Below are 25,077 nucleotides of genomic sequence, written 5' to 3' on the forward strand. Positions count from 1 at the left end.
TTGACCAGAACGGTCCCGTCGCAGGATGCCATCGCGGTCATCGGCTATTCGTGCCGTCTGCCCGGAGCGCCCGACCCCGACGCCTTCTGGCGGCTGCTGCTCGACGGACGGCACGCCATCACCGAAGCGCCGGCGGACCGCTGGACGGCCGCCCAGCTCGACGCCGCCGCGACCCCGCACGCCGCGAGCGCGCGATGGGGCGGATTCATCGAGCACCCCGACGCCTTCGACGCGGCCTTCTTCGGCGTCTCGCCCCGCGAAGCCGCCGCGATGGACCCGCAGCAGCGGCTCGCTCTGGAACTGGGCTGGGAGGCCGTCGAGCACGCGGGTCTGCTGCCCGCCGCGCTCGCGGGCACCCGCACCGGCGTGTTCATCGGCGCGGGCGGGGACGACTACGCCACGCTGCGGCGGCAGTCGGCCACCGCGATCACGCACCACACGCTGGCCGGCACCCAGCGGGCCCTCATCGCCAACCGGCTCTCGTACACCCTCGGCCTGCGCGGCCCGAGCCAGCTCGTCGACACCGGCCAGTCGTCGTCGCTGGTCGCCGTGCATCTCGCCGGGCGGAGCCTGCGCAGCGGCGAGTCCGTCACCGCGCTGGCCGGCGGCGTCAGCCTCAACCTGGCACTCGACACCGCGCTGGTCGCCGCGGGGGTCGGCGCCCTCTCCCCGACCGGACGCTGTCACACCTTCGACGCGCGGGCGGACGGCTATGTGCGTGGCGAGGGCGGCGGCCTGTTGCTGCTGAAGCTGCTCGACCGGGCCGTCGCCGACGGCGACACCGTCCACGCCGTGCTCCTCGGCAGCGCCGTCAACCACGACGGCGACGGCAGCGCGCTGACCGTGCCCGACGTCACGGCACAGCGCGAGGTGGTGGCACTGGCCCAGCGGGCGGCCGGCGTGTCGCCCGCCGACGTCGACTACGTCGAACTGCACGGCACGGGCACCAAGGCCGGCGACCCCGTCGAGGCGGCCGCCCTCGGCGCCTCGACCGGCGCCGGGCGGCCGGCCGGCGCGCCCCTCCTCGTCGGCTCGGCCAAGACCAACGTCGGTCACCTGGAGAGCGCCGCCGGTGTCGTCGGTCTGCTCAAGACCGTCCTGGCGGTGCGCCACGGCACCATCCCGGCCAGCCTCAACTTCGACGCGCCGCCCTCCGGCATCCCCCTCGGCGAACTGAACCTCCAGGTGGTCACCGGACCGCGTTCCTGGCGCGACGACCGCCGGGTCGCCGGCGTCAGCTCCTTCGGCCTGGGCGGTGCCAACTGCCACGTGGTGGTGGCCGCCCACGTGCCCGACGGGTCCGCCGTCCCGGCCTCCGCCGAGCGGACCCCGGCACCCACCCCGGCACCCACCGCGTCACCCGGCGGCGCCGTACCCCTGGTCGTGTCCGGGCGGACCCCTGCCGCACTGCGCGCACAGGCCGCGCGGCTCGCCGACCTGATCGACGCCCGCCCCGGCACCGACCCCGTCGACCTCGGCGGTTCCCTGCTGTCGTCCCGCACCCTCTTCGACCACCGTGCGGTGTCCCTGGGGACCGCCGGCCTGCGGGCGCTGGCGGCGGGCGAGGCCGGCGAGGACGTGGTCACCGGACACGCCACCACACCCGTGGGCAGGACGGTGTTCGTCTTCCCCGGCCAGGGGGCGCAGTGGGTTGGCATGGCGCGTCAGCTCATGGATGAGTCCTCCGTCTTCGCCGCCCGCATGGACGAGTGCGCGCAGGCCCTGGAACCCTTCACCGACTGGCGCCTCGCCGATGCGCTCGGCGACGCCGGCGCACTGGCGCGCACGGAGGTCGTCCAGCCGGCCCTGTGGGCGGTGATGGTGTCGCTCGCCGCGACATGGCAGGGGCTGGGCGTCGTCCCCGACGCGGTGCTCGGCCATTCCCAGGGCGAGGTCGCCGCCGCCGTGGTGGCGGGCGCCCTGTCCCTGGAGGACGGCGCGCGCGTGGTGGCCCTGCGCGCCAGGACGCTGCGCGCCCTGGCCGGCCGCGGCGGCATGACATCGTTGCCACTCCCGCCCGACCAGGTCCGCGCCCTGATCGGCCCCGAGCTCTCGGTCGCCACCGTCAACGGTCCCTCGTCGGTCGTGGTCGCCGGCGCCCCGGAGGCACTGGCGGAGCTGGAGGCACGTGCCGCGGAACGGGACGTCGAGGCTCGCCGGCTGCCGGTGGAGTACGCCTCCCACTGCCCGCAGGTGGAGGAGATCGAGCAGGACGTCCTGGACGCCCTGCGGGACGTGACCCCCCGCGCGGCGGGCATCCCGCTGTTCTCGACCGTGCACGTGGACTGGGTGGACGGCACGGAGCTCGACGCCCGCTACTGGTACCGCAACCTGCGCCGGACCGTCGAGTTCGAGGCGGCCGTACGCACCCTCGCGGACACCGGACACGGTGTGTTCGTCGAGGTCAGTGCCCATCCGGTGCTGACCTCGGCGGTGGCCGCGACCGCCGGTGACGTGATCACGGGCGGGACGCTGCGCCGGGACGACGCAGGGGCACAGCGGCTGCAACGCTCGGCCGCCGAACTGTTCGTCCAGGGCGTCGCCGTCGACTGGTCCCCGCGGTTCACCGGCGCCGCCCGCGTCGCCCTGCCCACCTACCCGTTCCAGAGGCGGTCCTACTGGTTCGACCGGGCCGCCGGGCCCGCCCCTGCGGCGACGGCCCCCGCCGACACCACGCTGCCCGCACTGACCGAGCTGGTCCGGTCCCACGCCGCCGCCGTCCTCGGCCATCCGGGCGCCGACGACGTCGACGTCCGCCTGGCCTTCAAGGCCCTCGGCCTCGACTCCACCTCCTCGATGGAACTGCGCGGCCGGCTGGCCGCGGCGACGGGCCTGCGACTGCCCGCGGCCCTGGTCTACAACCACCCCACCGTCGAAGCGGTCGCGACCTTCCTGCACCGTGCCCTGCACGGCGAGGAGACCCCCGCACCCGCCGAGGCACCCGCCGCCGCACCGGCGGACGCACCGGCCGACGAACCCGTCGCGATCGTCGCCATGAGCTGCCGGCTCCCCGGCGGGGTGCGCTCACCCGAGGACCTGTGGCGACTGGTGGAGTCCGGCACGGACGCCGTCGGCCCCCTGCCCGAGGACCGCGGTTGGGACCTCCGGGCCCTGCTCGGCGGCGAGGGCGACGGCGACGGGACCAGCCATACGGGCTTCGGCGGATTCCTGGACAGGGCGGGCGACTTCGACGCCGGCTTCTTCGGCATCTCCCCGCGCGAGGCGCTCGCCATGGACCCCCAGCAGCGGCTGCTGCTCGAGACCGGCTGGGAGGCGTTCGAACGGGCCGGCATCGTCCCCGCCACCCTGCGGGGCAGCGCCACCGGCGTCTTCGTCGGCGCCATGAGCCAGGACTACCTGCCCCGGCTGCACGAGCTGCCGGCCGAGGCCGAGGGGTACGGCCTGGTCGGCGGGGCCGGCAGCATCGCCTCGGGCCGCATCTCCTACACCTTCGGCCTGCAGGGTCCGGCCGTGACCGTCGACACCGCCTGCTCGTCGTCCCTGGTGGCGCTCCACATGGCCGCACGCGCGCTGCGCGGCGGCGAGTGCTCCCTCGCCCTGGCCGCCGGGGCCACGGTGATGTCCGGCCCGGGCATGCTGATGGAGTTCAGCCGGCAGAACGGCCTCGCCCGCGACGGCCGCTGCCGCGCCTTCAGCGACGACGCCACCGGCACCGGCTGGGGCGAAGGCGTCGCCGTACTCCTGCTGGAGCGGCTGTCGGACGCCCGGCGCAACGGACACCAGGTGCTCGCGCTGGTGCGCGGCACCGCCGTCAACCAGGACGGCGCCTCCAACGGCCTGACCGCGCCGCACGGCCCGTCCCAGGAGGGCGTCATCCGCGCCGCCCTGGCCGACGCACGGCTGACCGCCGCCGACGTGGACGCCGTCGAGGCCCACGGCACCGGCACCGTCCTGGGCGACCCGATCGAGGCCGAGGCGCTGCTCGCCACCTACGGCCAGGACCGCGAGGAACCCCTCCTGCTTGGCTCGCTGAAGTCCAACATCGGCCACACCCAGGCCGCCGCCGGTATCGCCGGAGTCATCAAGACGGTGCAGGCGATGCGGCACGCGACGCTGCCCGCGACCCTGCACGTCCGTACCCCGTCGTCCCGCGTGGACTGGTCGGCCGGCGCGGTGCGGCTGCTCACGGAGAACACGCCCTGGCCGGCCGGGGACCGCCCGCGCCGGGCCGGCGTCTCGTCGTTCGGGGTGAGCGGCACCAACGCCCACGTCATCCTCGAGGAGGCACCGCCCACCGCCCCCGGGAAAGCACACCGGACCCCGGCCACCGCGCCGGCCTCCCCGCCCTGGATCCTGACCGCCCGGGACGCCCCCGCCCTGCACCGGCAGGCCGGCCGCCTCGCGGCGCATCTGGCCGCCGCCCCGCAGCCGCGCCCGGTGGACATCGGCTACTCGCTGGCGGCCGGACGGACCGCGTTCGAGGAACGCGCGGTGCTGCTCACCGGCCAGGACGGGCTGCGCCCGCTCGCCGAGGCCACGCCCGGGGACGGGCTGCCGCTGCCCGGTGTGGTGCGCGGCACCGCGCTGCCCGACGCCAGGACCGTCTTCGTCTTCCCCGGGCAGGGCTCCCAGTGGGCCGGCATGGCGCTGGAACTCGCCCGGTCCGCACCGGTCTTCGCCGAGCGGCTGCGCGCCTGCGAGGACGCCCTGGCACCGTACGTCGACTGGTCGCTCTCCGAGGTTCTGGCCGAGCCCGGAGCGCCCCGGCTGCGCCGCGTGGACGTCGTGCAGCCCGCCCTGTTCGCCGTCATGGTCTCCCTGGCCGCCCTCTGGCGCTCCCACGGGGTGCGTCCCGACCTGGTCGTCGGCCACTCCCAGGGCGAGATCGCCGCGGCCGTGGTGGCCGGCGCCCTCTCGCTGGATGACGGCGCACGCGTCGTCGCCCTGCGCAGCCGGGCACTGCGCGCCCTCGCCGGCCGCGGCGGCATGGTGTCCCTCGCCGAGCCGGAGGAGGCCGCCGCTCGCCGGCTCACCCGCTGGGGCGGCCGGCTGTCCGTCGCCGCCGTCAACGGCCCCGGGACCGTCGTCGTCTCCGGCGACCCGGACGCGCTGGACGAACTCCTCGCCGCGTGCGAGGAGGAGGGCTGCCGCGCCCGCCGCGTCCCGGTCGACTACGCCTCGCACTCGGCGCACGTCGAGGAGATCCGCGAGGCGGTCGTCGGGGCACTGGAGGGGATCGAGCCCCGCCGCGCCGCGGTGCCGTTCCTCTCCACGGTCACCGGCGAGGTGCTCGACGGCACGGGCCTCGACGCCGCGTACTGGTACCGCAATCTGCGCGGCACGGTCCGCTTCGGCCCCGCCGTGGCGGACGTGCTCTCCTCGGGCTCCGCGCTCTTCATCGAGATCAGCCCGCACCCGGTGCTCCTGCAGGGCATCTCCGGGACCGTCGACCGCACCCCCGACCGCCCGGCGGCCGTACTGTGCACGCTGCGCCGGGACGACGGGGGCCCCGAACGGTTCCTCACCTCCCTCGCCGAGGCCTACGTGCACGGGGCGCCGGTGGACTGGACGGCGCTGTACGAGGGCAGCGGCGCCCGCCGCACGGACCTGCCGACCTACCCGTTCGAGCCCCGGCGGTACTGGCTCGACACCTCACGCGCCGCCGCGCCCGCACGGCCGGGCCCCGACACCTGGCGCTACCACGTCACCTGGACCCACCGGCCCGACGCCGACCGCGCACCCGCTCCCGACGCCCTGGCCGGACACTGGCTGGCCGTGGTGCCCGAGCACCTCGCCGAGGACACGTACACCGCCGGGGTGTCGGCCGTTCCGGCCGCGTACGGCGCGGACGTCTCCACCGTGACCGTTGCCGCCGGCTCCGACCGGGCCGCCCTCACCGAGCGGCTGCGTGACGCGGCCGGCGACGGCCCCGTCGCGGGCGTCCTCTCGCTGCTCGCCCTGGACGAGCGGCCGTGCCCCGGCCACCCGGCCGCGCCCGCGGGCCTGGTGGCCACCGTGGCGCTCGTCCAGGCCCTCGGCGACACCGGCCTGACCGCGCCGCTGTGGCTGGCCACCCGGGGCGCCGTCGCCGTGGACGCCGCCGACCGGCTCACCGCCGCCGCGCAGTCCCCGGTCTGGGGCCTGGGCCGGGTCGTCGGCCTGGAACACGCCGACCGCTGGGGCGGTCTCGTCGACCTCCCCGCCCGCCTGGACCAGGACACACGCACCCGGCTGGCCGCCGTCCTCGCGGGCCTGCCCGCCGACGGCCCGGCCGGGCCCGCCCACGGGACCGAGGACCAGACGGCCGTGCGCGCGGCGGGCGTGTCCGTGCGCCGGCTGACCCGGGCGGCCCGGGGCGGCCGCCCAGGGGCCCGCGCCTGGGAACCCCGCGGCACCGCGCTCGTCACCGGCGGCACCGGCGCCCTGGGCGCGCACGTCGCCCGGCGGCTCGCCGACCGCGGCGCCGACCACCTGCTCCTCGTCGGCCGCGCCGGGCGACAGGCGCCCGGCGCGGACGCGCTCCGCCGTGAGCTGGAGGAGCGCGGCGCCCGCGTCACGATCGCCGCCTGCGACGTGGCCGACCGCGACGCCCTGGCGGCGCTGCTCGCCTCCGTCCCGCCGGAACACCCCCTCACCGCCGTCGTGCACACCGCCGCCGTCCTGGACGACGACACGGTGGCGGCGCTGCGCCCGGAGCAGATCGAGCGGGCGCTGCGCCCGAAGCTGGCCGGCGCACGGCATCTGCACGAGCTGACCCGGACGCTCGGCCTGGACGCGTTCGTGCTGTTCTCCTCCGTGGCCGCCACCTTCGGCGTCCCCGGTCAGGGCAACTACGCCCCGGGCAACGCCTTCCTGGACGCCCTCGCCGAGGAGCGCCGCGCCGAAGGGCTCGCGGCGACCTCCGTCGCCTTCGGCCCCTGGGCGGGCGCGGGCATGGCCGCCCGGACCGGCGTCGGCGGTCTGCTGGCCCGGCACGGCCTGCTCGCCATGGACCCCGGGGACGCCCTGACCGCGATGGAGCGGGCCGTCGCGGACGACGAGACCTGCCTCACCGTGGCGGACATCGACTGGGACCGGTTCTTCCTGGCGTTCACCGCCTCCCGCGCCCGGCCCCTGCTGCACGGCGTGCCCGAGGTACGGCGCATCCGCGCGGCCGCGGCCACCGCCGCCGAGGAAGGCGGCACGGCCGGCACCGCGCTCGCCCGGCGGCTGGCCGCGGCCGGCGAGGATGAGCGCGGCCGCATCCTGCTGGACGTGGTGCGCTCCCACGTCGCCACCGTGCTCGGCCACACCGGCGCCGATGCCGTCCCGGCGGAGCGCACGTTCAAGGAACTCGGCCTCGACTCGCTGACCGGCGTGGAGATCCGCAACCGGCTGGGCGCCGCGACCGGACTGCACCTGCCCGCCACCCTGGTGTACGACCACCCGACCCCGGCCGCCCTGGTGCGCCACCTGCGCACCGAACTGGCCGGCCCGCCGGGCGCCGCACCCGGTCCGGACCCCGTGCCCGGGCCGGCCGGGCCCGACCACGACCCGATCGCCGTCGTCGCCATGAGCTGCCGCTTCCCCGGCGGCGTACGCACCCCTGAGGACCTCTGGCGGATCGTCGGCGAGGGCACCGACACCGTCGGCGCCTTCCCCGCCGACCGCGGCTGGGACCTGGACGGGCTGTACCACCCCGACCCGGCCCACCCGGGCACCACCTACGTGCGCGAGGGCGCCTTCCTCGACGACGCCGCCGGCTTCGACGCCGACTTCTTCGGCATCTCCCCGCGCGAGGCGCTCGCCATGGACCCGCAGCAGCGCGTGCTCCTCGAGACGTCCTGGGAGCTGCTGGAGCGCGCCGGCCTGGACCCGACCACACTGCGCGGCAGCCGTACGGCCGTCTTCGCCGGCACCAACGGGCAGGACTACCCGGCGCTGCTCGCAGCCGCGCCCGGGGACCACGCCGACAGCGAGGGTTACGGCAGCACCGGCGCCGCGGCCAGTGTCGTCTCCGGCCGCATCTCCTACGCCCTCGGCCTGGAGGGGCCCGCCGTCACGGTCGACACCGCCTGCTCGTCCTCGCTGGTCGCCCTCCACCTGGCCTGCCAGTCGCTGCGGCGCGGCGAGTGCGACCTGGCGCTGGCCGGCGGTGTCACCGTGATGTCCACGCCCGGCCTGTTCCTGTCGTTCAGCCGGCAGCGCGGCATCGCCCCCGACGGGCGCGCCAAGGCGTACGCCGCCTCCGCGGACGGCACCGCCTGGGGCGAGGGCGCCGGACTGCTGCTCCTGGAGCGGCTGTCGGACGCCCGGCGCAACGGACACCAGGTGCTCGCGCTGGTGCGCGGCAGCGCGGTCAACCAGGACGGCGCCAGCAACGGCCTGGCCGCCCCGAACGGCCCCTCGCAGCGGCGGGTCATCACGGCCGCCCTGGCCGAGGCCGGCCTGCGCGCCGACGAGGTGGACGCGGTCGAGGGCCACGGCACCGGCACCCGCCTCGGCGACCCCATCGAGGCGCAGGCACTGATCGCGGCCTACGGGCGGCACCGCGAGCCGGACCGGCCCCTGCATCTGGGCTCGGTGAAGTCCAACATCGGCCACACCCAGGCCGCCGCGGGCGTCGCCGGCGTCATCAAGATGATCATGGCGATGCGGCACGGCGTCCTCCCGCGGTCCCTGCATCTGGACACCCCCTCCGACGTCGTCGACTGGACCGCGGGAGCCGTACGGCCGCTGACCGAGGCGCGGCCCTGGCAGCCCGCGGCCGGGGCGCCGCGCCGGTTCGGCGTGTCCGCGTTCGGCATCAGCGGCACCAACGCGCATGCCCTGTTCCAGGAGTTCCGGGAACCCGGCCCGCGGGACGCGCCGAACCCCGGGACCACCGGGGGACGGTCCGCCACCGGCGCCCGGCTCTTCCCGCTCGCCGCCAAGGGCCGCCCCGCCCTGCGCGCCCAGGCCGCGAGCATGCTGTCGCTCCTGCGGAGCGAGTCACCGTCCGACGACGCGCTGACGGACATCGCGTACTCGCTGGCCACCACCCGCGCCGCACTGCCCGACCGGGCCGTCGTGCTCGCCGAGGACCGCGACGCCCTGGTGCGTGCGCTCGGCGCGCTCGCCGACGGCCGCCCCTCGGCCGGCCTCTTCGAGGGCACCGCCGGCGACGACGCCGCCGGGCCGGTGGCCTTCCTCTTCACCGGGCAGGGCAGCCAGCGCCCCGGCATGGGCGCGGAACTGTACGCCCGCGTCCCCGCCTTCGCCGCCTCCTACGACGAGGTCTGCGCGGAGCTGGACCGGCACCTCGACCGGCCGCTGCGCCAGGTCGTCCACGAGGACGCCGAGGCCCTGGAGCGCACCGAGTACGCCCAGCCCGCGCTGTTCGCCCTCGAGACCGCCCTCTTCCGCACGCTGCGGGAGTGGGGCGTGCACCCGGGGAGGCTCGCCGGCCACTCCATCGGTGAACTGGCCGCCGCCCACGCCGCCGGCGTCCTCACGCTCGCCGACGCCGCCGTCCTGGTCACCGCGCGCGGACGGCTGATGCAGGCCCAGCGCGCCGACGGCGCCATGCTCGCCGTCCAGGCGTCCGCCGAGGAGGCGGCCGGCCCGCTCGCCGCCCACGGGGACGAGGTCGCCGTGGCGGCCGTCAACGCCCCCGGGTCCGTGGTGCTCTCCGGCGACGCCGACGCGATCGACGCCCTCGCACAGCACTGGCGTGCGCAGGGCCGCAGGACCAAGCTGCTGCGCACCTCGCACGCCTTCCACTCCCCGCACCTGGACGGCATGCTCGCCGAGTACGAGCGGATCGCGGCCGGCCTCTCCTACGCGGCGCCGTGCATCCCCGTGGTCTCCACCGTGACGGGCGCCGAACTCACGCCCGAGGAGGCGTGCTCGCCCGCCTACTGGGCCCGTCAGGCCCGGGCCACCGTCCGGTTCGCCGACGCCGTACGCACCCTGCGCACCGCCGGCACCACCACATTCGTGGAACTCGGTCCCGACGGTGTGCTCAGCGGCATGGTTCCCGACTGCCTCCCCGAGGAGGACCCGCTCGCGGTGTCCCTGCTGCGCGACGGCCGGCCCGAGGAGCACACCCTGCTGGCCGCCGTGGCCCGCCTGCACACCACCGGCGCCGGACCCGACTGGAAGGCGCTGTTCGCCCCCACGGGAGCCGTCCGGCGCGCACTGCCGACCTACCCCTTCCAGCACCGGCGGTTCTGGCCGCACGCACCGGCCGCGACCCCGGCCGCCGACCGGTGGCGCTACCGCATCGGCTGGACGAAACCGGCCGAGCCCGCAAACACGGGCGCACCGGACCACACCTGGCTCGCCCTGGTCCCCGACGCCGAGGACGCCACCCCCGCGCTCGCCGCCTGCCGCGCCTGGCTCCGCGAACGCGGCACCCCCGTCGTCCCCGTCCCGGCCGGCACCGAACGGGCCGCGCTCGCCCGGAAGTTGCGGGACGCGGCCGGAGCCGGCCAGGTCTCCGGCGTACTGTCGCTGCTCGCGCTCGACGAGCGGCCGCACCCCGCCCACCCGGCCGTCCCGGCCGGCCTGGCCGGTACCCTGACCGCCGCTCAGGCACTGTCCGACGCCGCCCTCGACGCCCCGCTGTGGCTGGTGACGCAGAACGCGGTCACCGTGGACCGGGACCGGGACACGGCACGGCCCGAGCAGGCGCAGACCTGGGGGCTCGGCCAGGTCCTCGGCCTCGAACGGCCCGGGCTGTGGGGCGGCCTGGCCGACCTGCCCGCCGACGTCGACTCCGGGGCGCTGACCCGGCTGGGCGCCGCCGTCACCGGCGGCGGCGACGAGGACCAGATCGCGATCCGCGCCGAAGGCGTCCGCGCCCGCCGCCTGGAACGCGCCCCCGCCCCCCAGGACGGCCCGCTCTGGCAGCCGCGCGGCACGATCCTGGTCACCGGCGGCACCGGCGCCCTCGGCCGCCATGTCGCGCTGCACCTGGCCCGGCACGGCGCCGAGCACCTGGTGCTCGCCGGCCGCCGAGGCCCGGCCGCGCCCGGCGCCGACGCCCTGCGCGACGAACTGGCCGCCCTCGGGGTCCAAGTCACCGTCGAGGCGTGCGACATGACGGACCGCGACGCCGTCGCAGCGCTGTTGGCGGCACACCCGCCCACCGCCGTCGTGCACACCGCGGGCGCACTGGGCCCCGGCTCCTTCGACGACGACAGCGTGGCCGCGCTCGGCGAGACCGCGGCGGCCAAGGTGCTGGGCGCCCGTCACCTGGACGACCTGCTCGGCGACACCCCGCTGGACGCGTTCGTGCTGTTCTCCTCCATCGCCGGCGTCTGGGGCAGCGCGGGACAGGGCGCCTACGCCGCCGCCAACGCCCACCTGGACGCGCTGGCCGCCCGGCGCCGGGCCCGCGGGCTCACCGCCGTCTCCGTCGCCTGGGGCCCCTGGGCGGGCGGCGGCATGGCCGACGACGAGGCGCTGGACCGGCTGCGCCGCCGCGGCCTCGCCGCCCTGGCCCCCGCCGCCGCCGTCGCCGCCCTGCGCGCCCTGGCCGCAGGACCGGACGCCGCGGTCGCCGTCGCCGACGTCCACTGGGAGGAGTTCGCCCTCGCCTACACCGCCGCGCGCCCGCGCCCGCTCATCGAGGACCTGCCCGAGGTGCGGGCCGTCCTGGCGGGCCGGGCACAGGACCCGCAGCCCCCGCGATCCGCGTTCGCCGCCCAGCTCGCGGGACTGCCCGCCGCGCGCCGCGAGCAGGCGGTCCGCGACCTGGTCCGCGACCACGTCGCGGCCGTCCTCGGCCACGACACCGCCGACGGTGTCGCCGCCGACCGCGCCTTCCGCGACCTGGGCTTCGACTCCCTGACCGCCGTGGAACTGCGCAACCGCCTGGTGGAGGCCACCGGGGTACGGCTGCCCGTCACCGAGATCTTCGACCACCCCACCGTCACGGACCTGGCCGGCCGGCTGTACGCCGGACTCGGCGCCACCGCACCGGGCGCCGAGGAGCGCACGGCCGCCGCCGAGGTCCCGCGGGCGGCCGACGGCGAACCGCTGGCGATCGTCTCCATGGCCTGCCGCTTCCCCGGCGGCGTGGCCTCGCCCGAGGACCTGTGGCGGCTGGTCGCCGACGGCGAGGACGCCATCGGCCCCCTCCCCGCCGAACGCGGCTGGGACCTGGAGCGGCTCTACCACCCCGACCCCGACCACAAGGGCACCTTCTACGCCCGCGGCGGCGGCTTCCTCCACGACGTCGGCGCCTTCGACGCCTCCTTCTTCGGCATCTCCCCGCGCGAGGCACTGGCCATGGACCCCCAGCAGCGGCTGCTCCTGGAGACGTCCTGGGAGGCACTGGAACGGGCGGGCATCGACCCGGCCTCGCTGCGCGGCACCCGCGGCGGCGTCTTCGTCGGCGCCGCCGCACAGGGCTACGGCAGCGGATCCGCCGACGGCGTCGAGGGCCACCTGCTCAGCGGCACCGTCACCAGCGTGGCCTCCGGCCGCATCGCCTACACGCTCGGCACCGAGGGCCCCGCCGTCACCGTGGAGACGGCCTGCTCCTCCTCCCTCGTGGCGCTCCACCTGGCCGGCCAGTCCCTGCGCTCGGGCGAGTGCGCCTACGCCCTGGTCGGCGGCGCCGCCGTGATGGCGTCCCCCGACGTCTTCGTGGAGTTCAGCCGGCAGCGCGGACTGTCCGCCGACGGCCGGTGCCGGTCGTTCGCCGAGGAGGCCGACGGAACCGGCTGGTCGGAGGGCGTCGGCGTGCTCGTCGTCGAGCGGCTGTCGGACGCCCGCCGCAACGGCCACCCGGTGCTCGCCGTGATCCGCGGCTCGGCCGTCAACCAGGACGGCTCGTCCAACGGCCTGACCGCGCCCAACGGCCTCGCCCAGCAGCGCGTCATCCGCCAGGCACTGGCCAACGCCCGGCTCGAACCGGCCGACGTGCAGCTCGTCGAGGCGCACGGTACCGGCACCACCCTCGGCGACCCGATCGAGGCACAGGCACTGCTGGCCACCTACGGGCAGGACCGCGAGGAACCGCTGTGGCTGGGCTCCGTGAAGTCCAACATCGGCCACACCCAGGCCGCCGCGGGCGTCGCCGCGATCATCAAGACGGTGCTGGCGATGCGGCACGGCACCCTGCCCAGGACCCTGCACGCCGAGCGGCCCAGCACCAAGGTCGACTGGAGCGGCGGCAACGTCCGGCTCCTCACCGAGGCCCGCCCCTGGACGGGACCGCGCCGGGCCGGTGTGTCGGCGTTCGGCATGAGCGGCACCAACGCCCACGTCGTCCTGGAACAGCCGGAAGCGGACGAGACACCCGCACCCGCCGCCCCGGACCACGCGGCACCCCTGCTGCTGTCCGCCCGCACCGCCGGAGCCCTGCGCGAACAGGCCGCACGATTGCACCGGCTGCTGCGCGACACCGACGTGCCCGCCGCCGACGCCGCCCGCACGCTGGCCGGCCGGACCTCCTTCGAGCGGCGCCTGGCCGTCCTGGGCCCCGACCGCGACGCCCTGATCTCCGCCCTCGCCGCGCCCGAGGCCGCGCCGAACGCCGTCCTGGGTGAAGCCGGCTTTGGCCGCACGGTGTTCGTCTTCCCCGGCCAGGGCACCCAGTGGACCGGCATGGCGCTGGAACTCGCCGGCACCGAACCGGAGTTCGCGGCCCGTCTGGACGCCTGCGCCGAGGCCCTCGCCCCGTACACGGACTGGTCCCTGCGCGAGGTCCTCGCGGACGAAACGGCCCTGGCCCGCGTCGACGTCGTCCAGCCGGCCCTCTTCGCCGTCATGGTCTCGCTCGCCGCGCTCTGGCGCTCCTACGGCGTCCACCCCGACGCCGTCGTGGGCCACTCGCAGGGCGAGATCGCCGCAGCCGTGGTGGCCGGAGTCCTGACCCTGACGGACGGCGCGAAGACCGTGGCGCTGCGCAGCCGGGCCATTGGCCGTTCACTTGCGGGCAAGGGCGGCATGGTCTCCGTGGCCGCGGACGAACCCACCCTCCACGACCTCCTGGACAACCACCCCGGGCGCGTCGGCATCGCCGCCGTCAACGGCCCCGCGTCCGCCGTCGTCGCCGGCGACCCCGAAGCGCTCGACGCCCTCCTCGCCGACTGCGACGCCCGCGGCCTGCGGGCCAGGCGCCTCCCCGTCGACTACGCCTCGCACTCCGCCCCCGTGGAGGAGGTACGGGACGAACTCCTCGCCGAACTGGCCGGTGTCCGGCCCGCCCCGGGCGAGATCCCCCTGCTGTCCACCGTCACCGCGGACTTCGTCGACGGCACCGCGATGAACGCCGAATACTGGTACCGGAACCTGCGCGAACCGGTCGCCTTCGACGCGGCCACCGAACGGCTGCTGCGCACCGGACACACCCTGTTCGTCGAGACCGGCCCGCACCCGGTGCTGACCGCCGGCATCGAGGGCACCGCCGCGGACGCCGGACTCCCCGTCTCCACCGTCGGCACCCTCCGGCGCGGCGAGGGCGGCCGGGGCCGCATGCACGCCGCCCTCGCCGAGGCGTGGGTCGCCGGCGCCGACGTCGACCGGACGGCCCTGACCGGCCCCGGCCGGCGGGCCGAACTGCCGACCTACCCCTTCCAGCGCGAGCACTACTGGCAGCCCACACCCGGCAGAACCGCCGGCACCCCGCAGCAGGCTCCCGACGTGCTGTACCGCACCGAATGGCACGCCCTGCCCGACCAGGACGCGCAGACACCGCTGGACGACTGGGCGGTCGTCGTGCCCGACGGCGGCCACCCGCTCGTCGCCGCCCTGCCCGGACCCGTCACCACCGACGCCGGCCTCAAGAACCTGACCGGCCCCGTCGCCGGAGTGCTCTCCCTGCTGCCGCCCGCCGACACCCCGGCCCTCCTGCGGGCCCTGGAGACGGCCGGCGTCCAGGCCCCCCTGTGGTGTCTCACCACCGAGGCCGAGCGGGACCCCGAGCAGGCCGCGCTGTGGGGCCTCGGCCAGGTCGCCGGCCTGGAGCAGCCGGAACGCTGGGGCGGCCTCGTCGACCTGCCCGCCGACCTCGACGACACCGTCGTACGCCGCCTGCGCACCGTGCTGGGCGGCACCGAGAGCCAGGTGAAGGTCCGCGCCGACGCCGTCCGCGCCCGGCGCCTGGTCCGCGCCCCGCAGGCCACGCCGCCCGCCGAACGCTGGGCACCCGGCCGCGTCCTGGTCCGCGGCGCCGAAGGGCTCCTGGCCGCCGGAATCACCGGCTGGCTGGAGCGGCACGGCGCCGAAGGCGTCCGCGTCAGCGCCGACCCCGCCGCACCGCCCGAACCTGGCGAGCGCACCGTGATCCAGGTCGCGCCCGCCGAGCCGCCCGCCGGCCCGGTCACCGAGGCCGTGCCGTCCGTGCCGGCCGAACCCCACGGCACCATGGAAACCTTCGTCCTGCTCCACCCGCTCAGCGGCGTCTGGGGCGCGGCACGGCAGGCCGCCGCCACCGCCCGCTGCGCGGGCCTGGCCGCGCACACCGCCCGGCTGCGCGACCGTGGCGTCCGCGCCGTCACCGTCGCCGTCGGCGGCTGGGAACCGCAGGCACCCGCCGAGACACCGGTGTCCACCGACACGATGATGGCGGCGGTCCGCCGGGCCGTCGAACGCGACGAGCCCACGCTCATCGTGGCCGACGTCGACTGGAACCGCATCGTCTCGGCCGTCTCCACCCCGCGCCGGCTCGACCTCATCTCCGAACTGCCCGAGGCCGCACCGCAGGAGCACGAGGACGACCTCGCCCAGCGGCTGTCCGCACTGCCGGAAGCCGACCGGCGCCGGGCCCTGCTCGATCTCGTCACCGAGCAGGCCTCGGCCGCCCTCGGCCATCACACGCCCGGGGCCCTTCCACCCGACGCCCCCTTCGCCGACCTCGGCTTCGACTCGCTGCTCGCCGTCCAGTTCCGCAACCGGCTCTGCGCGGCCACCGGACTGAGCATCTCCCCGACGGTGGTGTTCGACCACCCGACACCGGCCGCCCTCGCGGACCACCTGCACGGCGAACTGCTCGCCGAACCCGACCCGGTGGCCCCGGTCCTGGCCGAACTCGACCGTCTGGAACGCACCTTGGGACAACTGCCGGTCGTGGACGAGATCAGCACCCGACTGCACACCCTGCTGCGCCGCTGGAACGAGCGCATCGCACCGGCCGACGCCGGTGAACTCGGTTCGGCCAGTGCCGACGAACTGTTCGACCTACTCGACAACAATTTCGGCAGTGCCTGAGGAGCCCGCTCACACCATGACAGACGACAAGAAACTGCTCGACTATCTCAGGCGTGCCACGGCGGAGCTCGGCCAGACCAAGGAGGCCCTGCGCGAGGCCCGCCGGGCCCGGCACGAGCCGATCGCCATCGTCGGCATGGACTGCCGCTACCCGGGCGGCGTCGGGTCCCCCGAGGACCTGTGGAACCTGGTCGCCGAAGGCACCGACGCCATCACCGAGTGGCCCGCCAACCGGGGGTGGGACCTCGAGGGCCGGTACGACCCCGACCCGGAACGCAACGGCACGTCCTACACCCGCAACGGCGGCTTCCTGCACGACGCGGACCTGTTCGACGCGGGCTTCTTCGGCATCTCGCCCCGTGAGGCCCTCTCCATGGACCCGCAGCAGCGGCTGCTCCTGGAGACCGCCTGGACCGCCGTCGAACGCGCCGGACTCGACCCGCACACGCTGCGCGGCACCAGGACCGGTGTGTACATCGGCGCCATCGGCAACGGCTACGGCGACCGCTCCAGGGACGTCCCCGAACTCCAGGCACTGCTCGACACCGGCACCGCGGACAGTGTGGTGTCCGGCCGTGTCTCCTACGTCCTCGGCCTCGAAGGGCCCGCGGTCAGCGTCAACACCGCCTGCTCGTCCTCGCTGGTCGCCATCCACCTGGCCGTCCAGGCACTGCGCACCGGCGAGGCCACCATGGCGCTGGCCGGCGGCGTCACCGTGATGGCCACCCTGGACGCGTACATCGCCTTCAGCCGGCAACGCGGTCTGTCGCCCGACGGCCGCTGCAAGGCGTTCGCCGACGCCGCCGACGGCACCGGTTGGTCCGAGGGCGTCGGCGTCCTGGTTCTCGAACGCCTCTCCGACGCGCGGCGCAACGGCCACCGGATCCTCGGCGTGATCCGCGGCAGCGCACTCAACCAGGACGGCGCCTCCAACGGCCTGACCGCGCCCAACGGCCCTTCCCAGCAGCGCGTCATCAAGGACGCGCTCGCCAACGCGCAGCTCTCCCCGGGCGACATCGACGCGGTCGAGGCGCACGGCACCGGCACCAGGCTGGGCGACCCGATCGAGGCGCAGGCGCTGCTGGCCACCTACGGCCGCCACCGCGAACGGCCGCTGTGGCTGGGCTCGTTGAAGTCCAACTTCGGCCACTCGGCGGCGGCGGCCGGTGTCGGCGGGGTCATCAAGATGGTGATGGCCATGCGGCACGGGGTGCTGCCGAAGACGCTGCATGTCGGCACCCCGAGCCGGGCCGTCGACTGGTCGGCGGGCCGGGTGGAGCTGTTGACCGAGGCGCGGGAGTGGGTGGAGGAGGGTGCTCCGCGCCGGGCCGGTGTCTCCGCCTTCGGTGTGAGTGGGACGAACGCGCATTTGATTCTGGAGCAGGCGCCGGTGGGGGAGCCGGTTGAGTCATCGGGTGTGCCGTCGGGTGTGGTGCCGTGGGTGGTGTCGGGGCGTTCGGTGGGGGCGTTGCGTGCGCAGGCGGCACAGCTTGGGCCGCTGGTGGGGGAGGACCGCGCGGCGGTGGGTGCGGCGTTGTGGGGGCGGTCGGTGTTTGAGCATCGTGCGGTGGTGGTGGGTGGTTCGGCGGAGGAGTTCGCGGCGGGTCTGCGGGCGGTGGCGGATGGTGAGGCGTTGGCGGGTGGTGTGGCGGGGCCGGTGGGCAGGACGGTGTTCGTGTTTCCGGGGCAGGGGTCGCAGTGGTCGGGGATGGCGGTGGAACTGCTGGGGTCGTCGCCGGTGTTCGCGGCGCGGTTCGGGGAGTGCGAGCGTGCGTTGGAACCGTTTGTGGACTGGTCGTTGGCGGAGGTGGTGCGCTCGGGTGTGTATGACCGGGTGGATGTGGTGCAGCCGGTGTTGTGGGCGGTGATGGTGTCGCTGGCTGCGGTGTGGGAGTCGGTGGGGGTGCGCCCTGATGCGGTGGTGGGGCATTCGCAGGGGGAGATCGCCGCTGCTGTGGTGGCGGGTGCGTTGTCGCTGGAGGACGGTGCGCGCGTCGTCGCCCTGCGCAGCAAGGCCATCACCGTCCTGGCGGGTCGTGGGGGCATGGTGTCGGTGCCGTTGCCGGTGGATGAGGTCCAACGGTTGTTGCCGGAGGGTGTGTCGGTGGCGGCGGTGAACGGCCCGTCCTCGGTGGTGGTGGCGGGTGATCCGGCCGGTCTGGAGGCGGTGTTGTCCTCCGTGGAGCGGGCCCGCCGTGTTCCGGTGGACTACGCCTCGCACTCGGCCCATGTGGAGGAGATCCGTCAGGAGATCCTGGACGTGCTCGCGCCCGTGTCACCCCGCGCGGCCAGGGTGCCGTTCTTCTCCACCGTGGACGTCGGATGGGCCGACGGCACGGGCCTCGATGCCGGGTACTGGTACCGCAACCTGCGCCGGACGGTCCAGTTCGAGGCGGCAGTACGGGAGCTGGCCGGCGACGGCCACGGCGCTTTCGTCGAGGTCAGTGCCCACCCCGTCCTGACGGTGGGGCTGGACGAGACCGTCGGTGACGAAGCGGTGATATCAGGCACCTTGCGCCGCGACGAGGGCGGTCTGCGCCGGTTCCTGACGTCGGCGGGTGAACTCTTCGTCCGTGGAGTCGAGGTGGACTTCACCCCGTTCTACGGAGGCGTCCCGCCCTGCCGGGACCTGCCGACCTACGCCTTCCAGCACAAGCGGTACTGGCTGGAGGACAGCATCGGCATGGCCGAGTCGGAGCAGAACCTCTTCTGGCGGACGGTCGAGGACGGCGGCCTGGGGGAGCTGCTCGGACTGGATCCGCGGACCCCGCTCAGCGACGTGCTGCCCGCCCTGTCCGACTGGCGCAACCGCCACGACCCCCGAGCCACGGTCGACTCCTGGCGCTACCGCGTCACCTGGAAGTCGCTGCCCGGCGGCGGGCCCGGCCGATGGTCCGGCCACTGCCTGCTGCTCGTACCGGAGACCGGCCACCCCCTCATGGACGAGGTGTGCCGGGCGCTCGAGGACGCCGGTGCCACCGTGACACGCGCGGAGCTGACCGCCGCGGACAGCGACCGGCGGACGCTCGCGCGGCGGTTCGCCGATGTGCCGCGACCCCTGGACCGGGTCGTGTCGCTGGCCGGACTGGACGAGCGGCCGCATCCGGAGCACGCCGTGGTGCCGGTCGGTACGGCTCTCACCCTCGCCCTGGTGCAGGCGTTGGAGGACGCCGGCGTCGACGCCACGCTGTGGTGCCTGACCGGCGGCGCGGTCTCCACCGGCGACGACGGCCTGGTACCCCGCGCCGCGCAGAACCTGGTGTGGGGCCTGGGACGCGTCGCCGCGCTGGAGTACCCGCGGCGCTGGGGCGGACTGCTGGACCTGGCCCCCGGCTTCGACCCGGCCGCCCTGGTGACCGCGCTGGCCGGCCACGGTGACGAGGACCAGCTCGCGCTGCGCCCCGGAGCCGTGTACGGGCGCCGGCTCGAGCGCGCCCCGCTGCCCGACGGACCCGCTCCCGCTCCCTGGCGGCCCCGCGGCACCGTCCTCATCACCGGCGGAACCGGCGCCGTCGGCGGGCAGATCGCCGGCTGGCTCGCCCGCAACGGCGCCGAGCACCTGGTGCTCCTCAGCCGGCAGGGGAGCGACGCGCCCGGCGCCGACGAACTGACCGCCGAACTCGAGTCCCTGGGCGCCCGCGTCACCACCGCCGCCTGCGACGTGACCGACCGCGGGCAACTGGCCGCGCTCGTCGCCGATCTGCAGGCGCGGGGCGAGCCGGTCAGGTCCGTCATGCACACCGCGGGCGCCGGCCGTCTCGTACCGCTGCCCGACACCGGCCTCGCCGAATTCGGCGATACCCTGCACGCGAAGGTGCTCGGCGCCGCCCACCTGGACGAACTGATCGGCGAGGTGGACGCGTTCGTCCTGTTCTCGTCCATCTCCGCGGTCTGGGGCAGCGCCGACCACGGCGCCTACGCCGCCGCCAACGCCTACCTCGACGGCCTCGCGGAGAACCGGCGCGCCCGCGGGCTCGCCGCCACCTCGGTGGTGTGGGGCATCTGGGCCCCCCAGGACGGCAAGGGCATGGCCGCCAACCTCGCCGAGCGGCAACTGCGCGGCCGCGGCATCCCCTTCATGCGTCCCGCGCTCGCCATCGAGAGCTTCCAGCAGGTACTGGACCGGGACGAGACGGTCGTCGTGGTGGCCGCCGTCGACTGGGACCGCTTCGCCCCGGTGTTCACCTCGGCCCGGCCCAGCCCCCTCATCTCCGACCTGCCCGACGCAAGGGCCGCGCTGGCCGGCCAGGACGACGACACCACGGCCCTGGGCACGACCGGCTCACCCCTGCTGGACCGGCTGCGCCCCCTGTCCGCCGCCGAACAGCGCGAACTGCTCGCCGAGTTGGTACGTACGCAGGCGGCGGCCGTGCTCGGCCACGACTCCGCCGCCGAGATCGAGCCGGGCCGTGCCTTCCGCGAGCTGGGTTTCGACTCGCTCACCGCGGTGGAGCTGCGCAACCGGCTGAACGCCGCGACCGGCCTGCGGCTGCCGGTCACCGTCGTCTTCGACCACTCCTCCGCCACCGCGCTCGCCGGCCACCTGCGCGACGAACTGCTCGGCACGGCGGCGGCACCGGCCGCCCCGGTCGCGGTCACCGTGCCCAGCGGGGACGACCCCGTCGTCATCGTCGCCGCGAGCTGCCGCTACCCGGGCGGCGTCCGCAGCCCCGAGGATCTGTGGCAGCTGCTCGCCGAGGGCCGTGACGCGATATCCGAGCTGCCGGGCGACCGCGGCTGGGACCTCGGCGGCGTCTACGACACCGACCCCGACCGGCCCGGCACCACCTACTCCCGGGCGGGCGGCTTCGTCTACGACGCCGGCCTGTTCGACCCGGCCTTCTTCGGCATCAGCCCGCGCGAGGCGCTGGCCATGGACCCGCAGCAGCGGCTGCTCCTGGAGACGTCCTGGGAAGCCCTGGAGCGGGGCGGCATCGACCCCACCGCACTGCGCGGCACCCCGACCGGTGTCTTCGTCGGCGCCAGTTACCAGGGCTACGGCGGTGACGGCGAGCGGGTTCCCGAGGAGGCCGAGGGTCACCTCATCGCCGGCATCTCCAGCAGCGTGCTCTCCGGCCGTGTCGCGTACGCGCTCGGCCTGGAGGGACCGGCGCTGACCGTCGACACCGCCTGCTCGTCCTCGCTCGTCGCCGTGCACCTGTCGGCGCAGGCCCTGCGGTCCGGCGAGTGCTCGCTCGCGTTGGCCGCCGGCGCCACCATCCTCGGCTCCACCCTGTCCTTCACCGGTTTCAGCCGGCAGCGCGGCCTGGCGGCCGACGGCCGGTGCAAGCCGTTCGGCGCGGAGGCCGACGGATTCGGCATCGCCGAGGGCGTCGGCGTCCTGCTGCTGGAGCGGCTCTCCGACGCCCGGCGCAACGGGCACCCCGTGCTGGCCCTGGTGCGCGGTAGCGCCGTCAACCAGGACGGCGCGTCCAACGGCCTGACCGCGCCCAACGGGCTCTCGCAGCAGCGCGTCATCCGGCAGGCCCTGGCCAACGCCGGCCTCGACCCCGCCGACGTGCCGGTGGTCGAGGCGCACGGCACCGGCACGAAGCTGGGCGACCCCATCGAGGCGCAGGCGCTGCTGGCCACCTACGGCCAGGACCGCGACGCGGACCGGCCGCTGCGGCTGGGCTCGGTCAAGTCCAACATCGGGCACACCCAAGCGGCTTCGGGCGTGGCCGGCATCATCAAAATGCTCCAGGCCATGCGGCACGGCACACTGCCCCGGACCCTGCACGCGGACGTGCCCTCGCCGTTCGTCGACTGGTCCGCCGGCACCATCGAGCTGCTGACCGAGGCGCGGCCCTGGGAGGGACCGCGGCGGGCCGGTGTGTCGTCGTTCGGCATGAGCGGCACCAACGCGCACGTCATCATCGAGCAGGCCGACCCCGTCGAGGAGCCGGCCGCGGAGGACGACGGGCCCGCGCCGACCGTGGCGTGGACCCTGTCGGGCCGCACCGAGGAGGCCGTACGCGACCAGGCGCGCGCCCTGCTGGACCGGCTCGACACCGAACTCCTCGACGCGGGCCCGCTCGACATCGCCCACTCGCTGGCCACCAGGACCGCCTTCGAGCGCCGCGCCGTCGTCGTCAACGCGGACCGCGAGGAACTGGCCGCCGGCCTCCGGGCGGTGTGCGACGGCGAGGCGCCCGTGCACACCGCCGACGCCGGCCGCCGCACCGTGTTCGTCTTCCCCGGCCAGGGCACCCAGTGGACCGGCATGGCCCTGGAACTGCTGGAGAGCGCCCCGGTGTTCGCCGAACGCTTCGCCGAGTGCGAGCGCGCGCTCGCCCCGCACATCGACTGGTCGCCGTCCGAGGTGCTGCGCAGCGGCGACTACGAACAGGTGGACCGCATCCAGCCGGTGCTGTTCTCCGTGATGGTCTCGCTGGCCGCGCTGTGGCGGTCCTGCGGCGTCGAACCCGACGCGGTGGTCGGCCACAGCCAGGGCGAGATCGCCGCCGCCTGTGTGGCGGGCGCGCTCTCCCTGGAGGACGCTGCGACGGTCGTCGCGCTGCGCAGCAAGGCGCTCACCGCCCTCGCCGGGCAGGGCGCCATGATGTTCGTGGCGATGGCCGCCGAGCCGCTGCGCGAACGCGTCCTGGCCTGGGGCGGCCGGATCGGCGTGGCCGCCGTCAACGGGCCCGCCTCCGCCACCGTCTCCGGCGACCCCGAGGCGCTGGAGGAGCTGAGCGCCGCGCTGTCGGACGAGGGCGTCCTGCGCTGGCCCATCCCCGGTGCCGACTTCGCCGCCCACTCCGCCCAGGTGGAGCGCATCCACGACGAACTCCTGCGGGTGCTGGACGGCGTCACCCCGCGCCCGGCGGCCGTCGGCTTCTGGTCGACCACCGCCGGCGCGTGGCTGGACGGCTCCGCACTGGATGCCGCGTACTGGTACCGCAACCTGCGCGAGACCGTGGAGTTCGACCGGGCCGTCCACCAGCTGATCGCCGACGGCTACGACACCTTCGTGGAGGTCAGCCCCAACCCGGTGCTGGCGATCTGGGTGCAGCAGGCCATGGAGGCCGCCGACGGCGGGGTCGTCGTCGGCACCCTGCACCGCGAGGCGGGCGGCCCGGACCGCTTCCTGACCTCGCTGGGCGAGTTGTACGCGCGCGGTGCCGCGGTCGACTGGAGCGCCGTGCACCGCGGCGGCCGCCGGGTCGACCTGCCCACCTATCCGTTCCAGCGGCAGCACTACTGGCTCGTACCGCGCCCCCTCGCACCACGCGACCTGCCCGCGGCCGAGGACACCGCCGCCTGGCGCTACCGGGTCGACTGGCGCGTCCGGCACGACCTGCCGTCCCGTCGTGCCACCGGGGACTGGCTCGTCGTCACCCCGGACGGCACCGACGTCACCGCCCACCTCGACGCCCTGCGCCGGCACGGCCTCACCCCCCTCGTGGTGCCGTGGGAAGCGGCCGACGACCGCACCACCGGCGCGGCACGGCTCCGCGCGGCCGCCGACGGGCACGAGCCCGCCGGCGTGCTCTCCCTGCTCGGACTCACCGACCGGCCCTGGTCGGACGAGACCGTGCTGCCCGCGGCCCTGCCGATGACCGTGGCCCTGCTCGGCGCCCTGGGCGACGCGGGTATCGACGCCCCGCTGTGGGCCGCCACCCGCGGCGCCGTCTCCGTCGGCCCCGCCGACCCCGTGACCGCGCCCGCGCAGGCCGCCCTGTGGGGTCTGGGCGGCGCCGCGGGAGTCGAGTACCCGGACCGCTGGGCCGGTCTGGTCGACCTGCCCGCCGTCTTCGACGACCAGGCCGCGCAACGCCTCCTGGCCGTCCTCACCGGTGAGCCGGGCGAGGACCAGGTGGCCCTGCGTCCGTCCGGCGTCCACTGCCGCCGCCTCGCGCACGCCGACCGGCCCGGCCCCGCACGGCCGTGGCAGCCCGGCGGAACCGTCCTCGTCACCGGTGGTCTCGGTGCCCTCGGCGGGCACGTGGCCCGCTGGCTGGCCACGGCCGGCGCCGAGCACCTGCTGCTGACCGGACGGCGTGGCGCGGACACCCCCGGCGCGGACGAGCTCACCGCCGAACTCCGCGCGCTGGGCGCCCACGTCACCGTCGCCGCCTGCGACGTGGCCGACCGGAACGCCGTCGCGGAGCTGCTGGCCGGCATCCCGGCCGAGACCCCGCTGACCGCCGTCGTGCACGCGGCGGGCGTCCTCGACGACGGTGTGGTCGACTCCCTCACCGCCGACCGCGCGGCCGGCGTGGCCCGCCCCAAGGCCGACGCCGCGCTCGTGCTCCACGAACTGACCCGCGAGACGGACCTGTCCGCGTTCATCCTGTTCTCCTCGCTGGCTTCCACCCTCGCCGGCACCGGGCAGGGCGGCTACGCCGCGGCCAACGCCTTCCTCGACGCGCTGGCCCTGCACCGCCGCGACCTCGGCCTGCCCGCCACCTCCGTGTCCTGGGGGCTGTGGGGCGGCAGGAGCCTGACCGACGAGGCGGTGGCCGCCCGACTGGTCCGCGACGGCCTGCCCGCCATGGACCCCGCGCGCGCCGTCGCCGCCCTGCCGCAGGCCGTCGGTTCGGGCGAACCACACGTCATCGTCTCCGACTTCGCCTGGGACCGCTTCGTCGCCGCCTTCACCTCCCTGCGGCCCAGCCCGCTCATCGCCGACCTGCCCGAGGTGGCCGCGCTCACCGCACAGGCCGCACCCGAGCGGACGGCCGCACCGGACCGGGCGGCGCTCCTGGAGCTGGTGCGCACGGCCGCCGCCGAGGCCCTCGGCCACGACGGCGCCGACGCGATCGGCCGCGACCGGGTCTTCAAGGACCTCGGCTGCGACTCGCTGACCGCGGTGGAACTGCGCAACAAGCTCTCCGCCGCGACCGGCCTGCGTCTCCCCGTCACCCTGGTCTTCGACCACCCGACCCCGGCCGCCGTCGTCGACCACCTGATGACGGAGCTCGGCGAGCC

General features: G+C 75.8%; 2 protein-coding genes (1 of these 2 only partly in view). Both read left to right on the top strand.

Annotated features, from left to right (window positions below; all coding sequences use genetic code 11):
- Positions 1 to 16,143 carry an SDR family NAD(P)-dependent oxidoreductase gene (locus tag AC5L3C_RS33255; RefSeq protein ID WP_493652828.1) on the top strand — a complete coding sequence of 5,381 codons (16,143 nt, stop codon included), beginning with the start codon at positions 1 to 3 and terminating at the stop codon, positions 16,141 to 16,143.
- A protein-coding gene (locus AC5L3C_RS33260) for a type I polyketide synthase (protein WP_493652829.1) crosses the window boundary here: on the top strand, positions 16,076 to 25,077 show its 5' portion. It continues 5,338 nt past the right edge of the window; 9,002 of the gene's 14,340 nt are visible here — the first part of the coding sequence; the start codon lies at positions 16,076 to 16,078; the stop codon falls past the right edge of the window. The genes AC5L3C_RS33255 and AC5L3C_RS33260 overlap by 68 nt, the downstream gene beginning before the upstream one ends.

Source organism: Streptomyces speibonae (genome assembly GCF_984686075.1).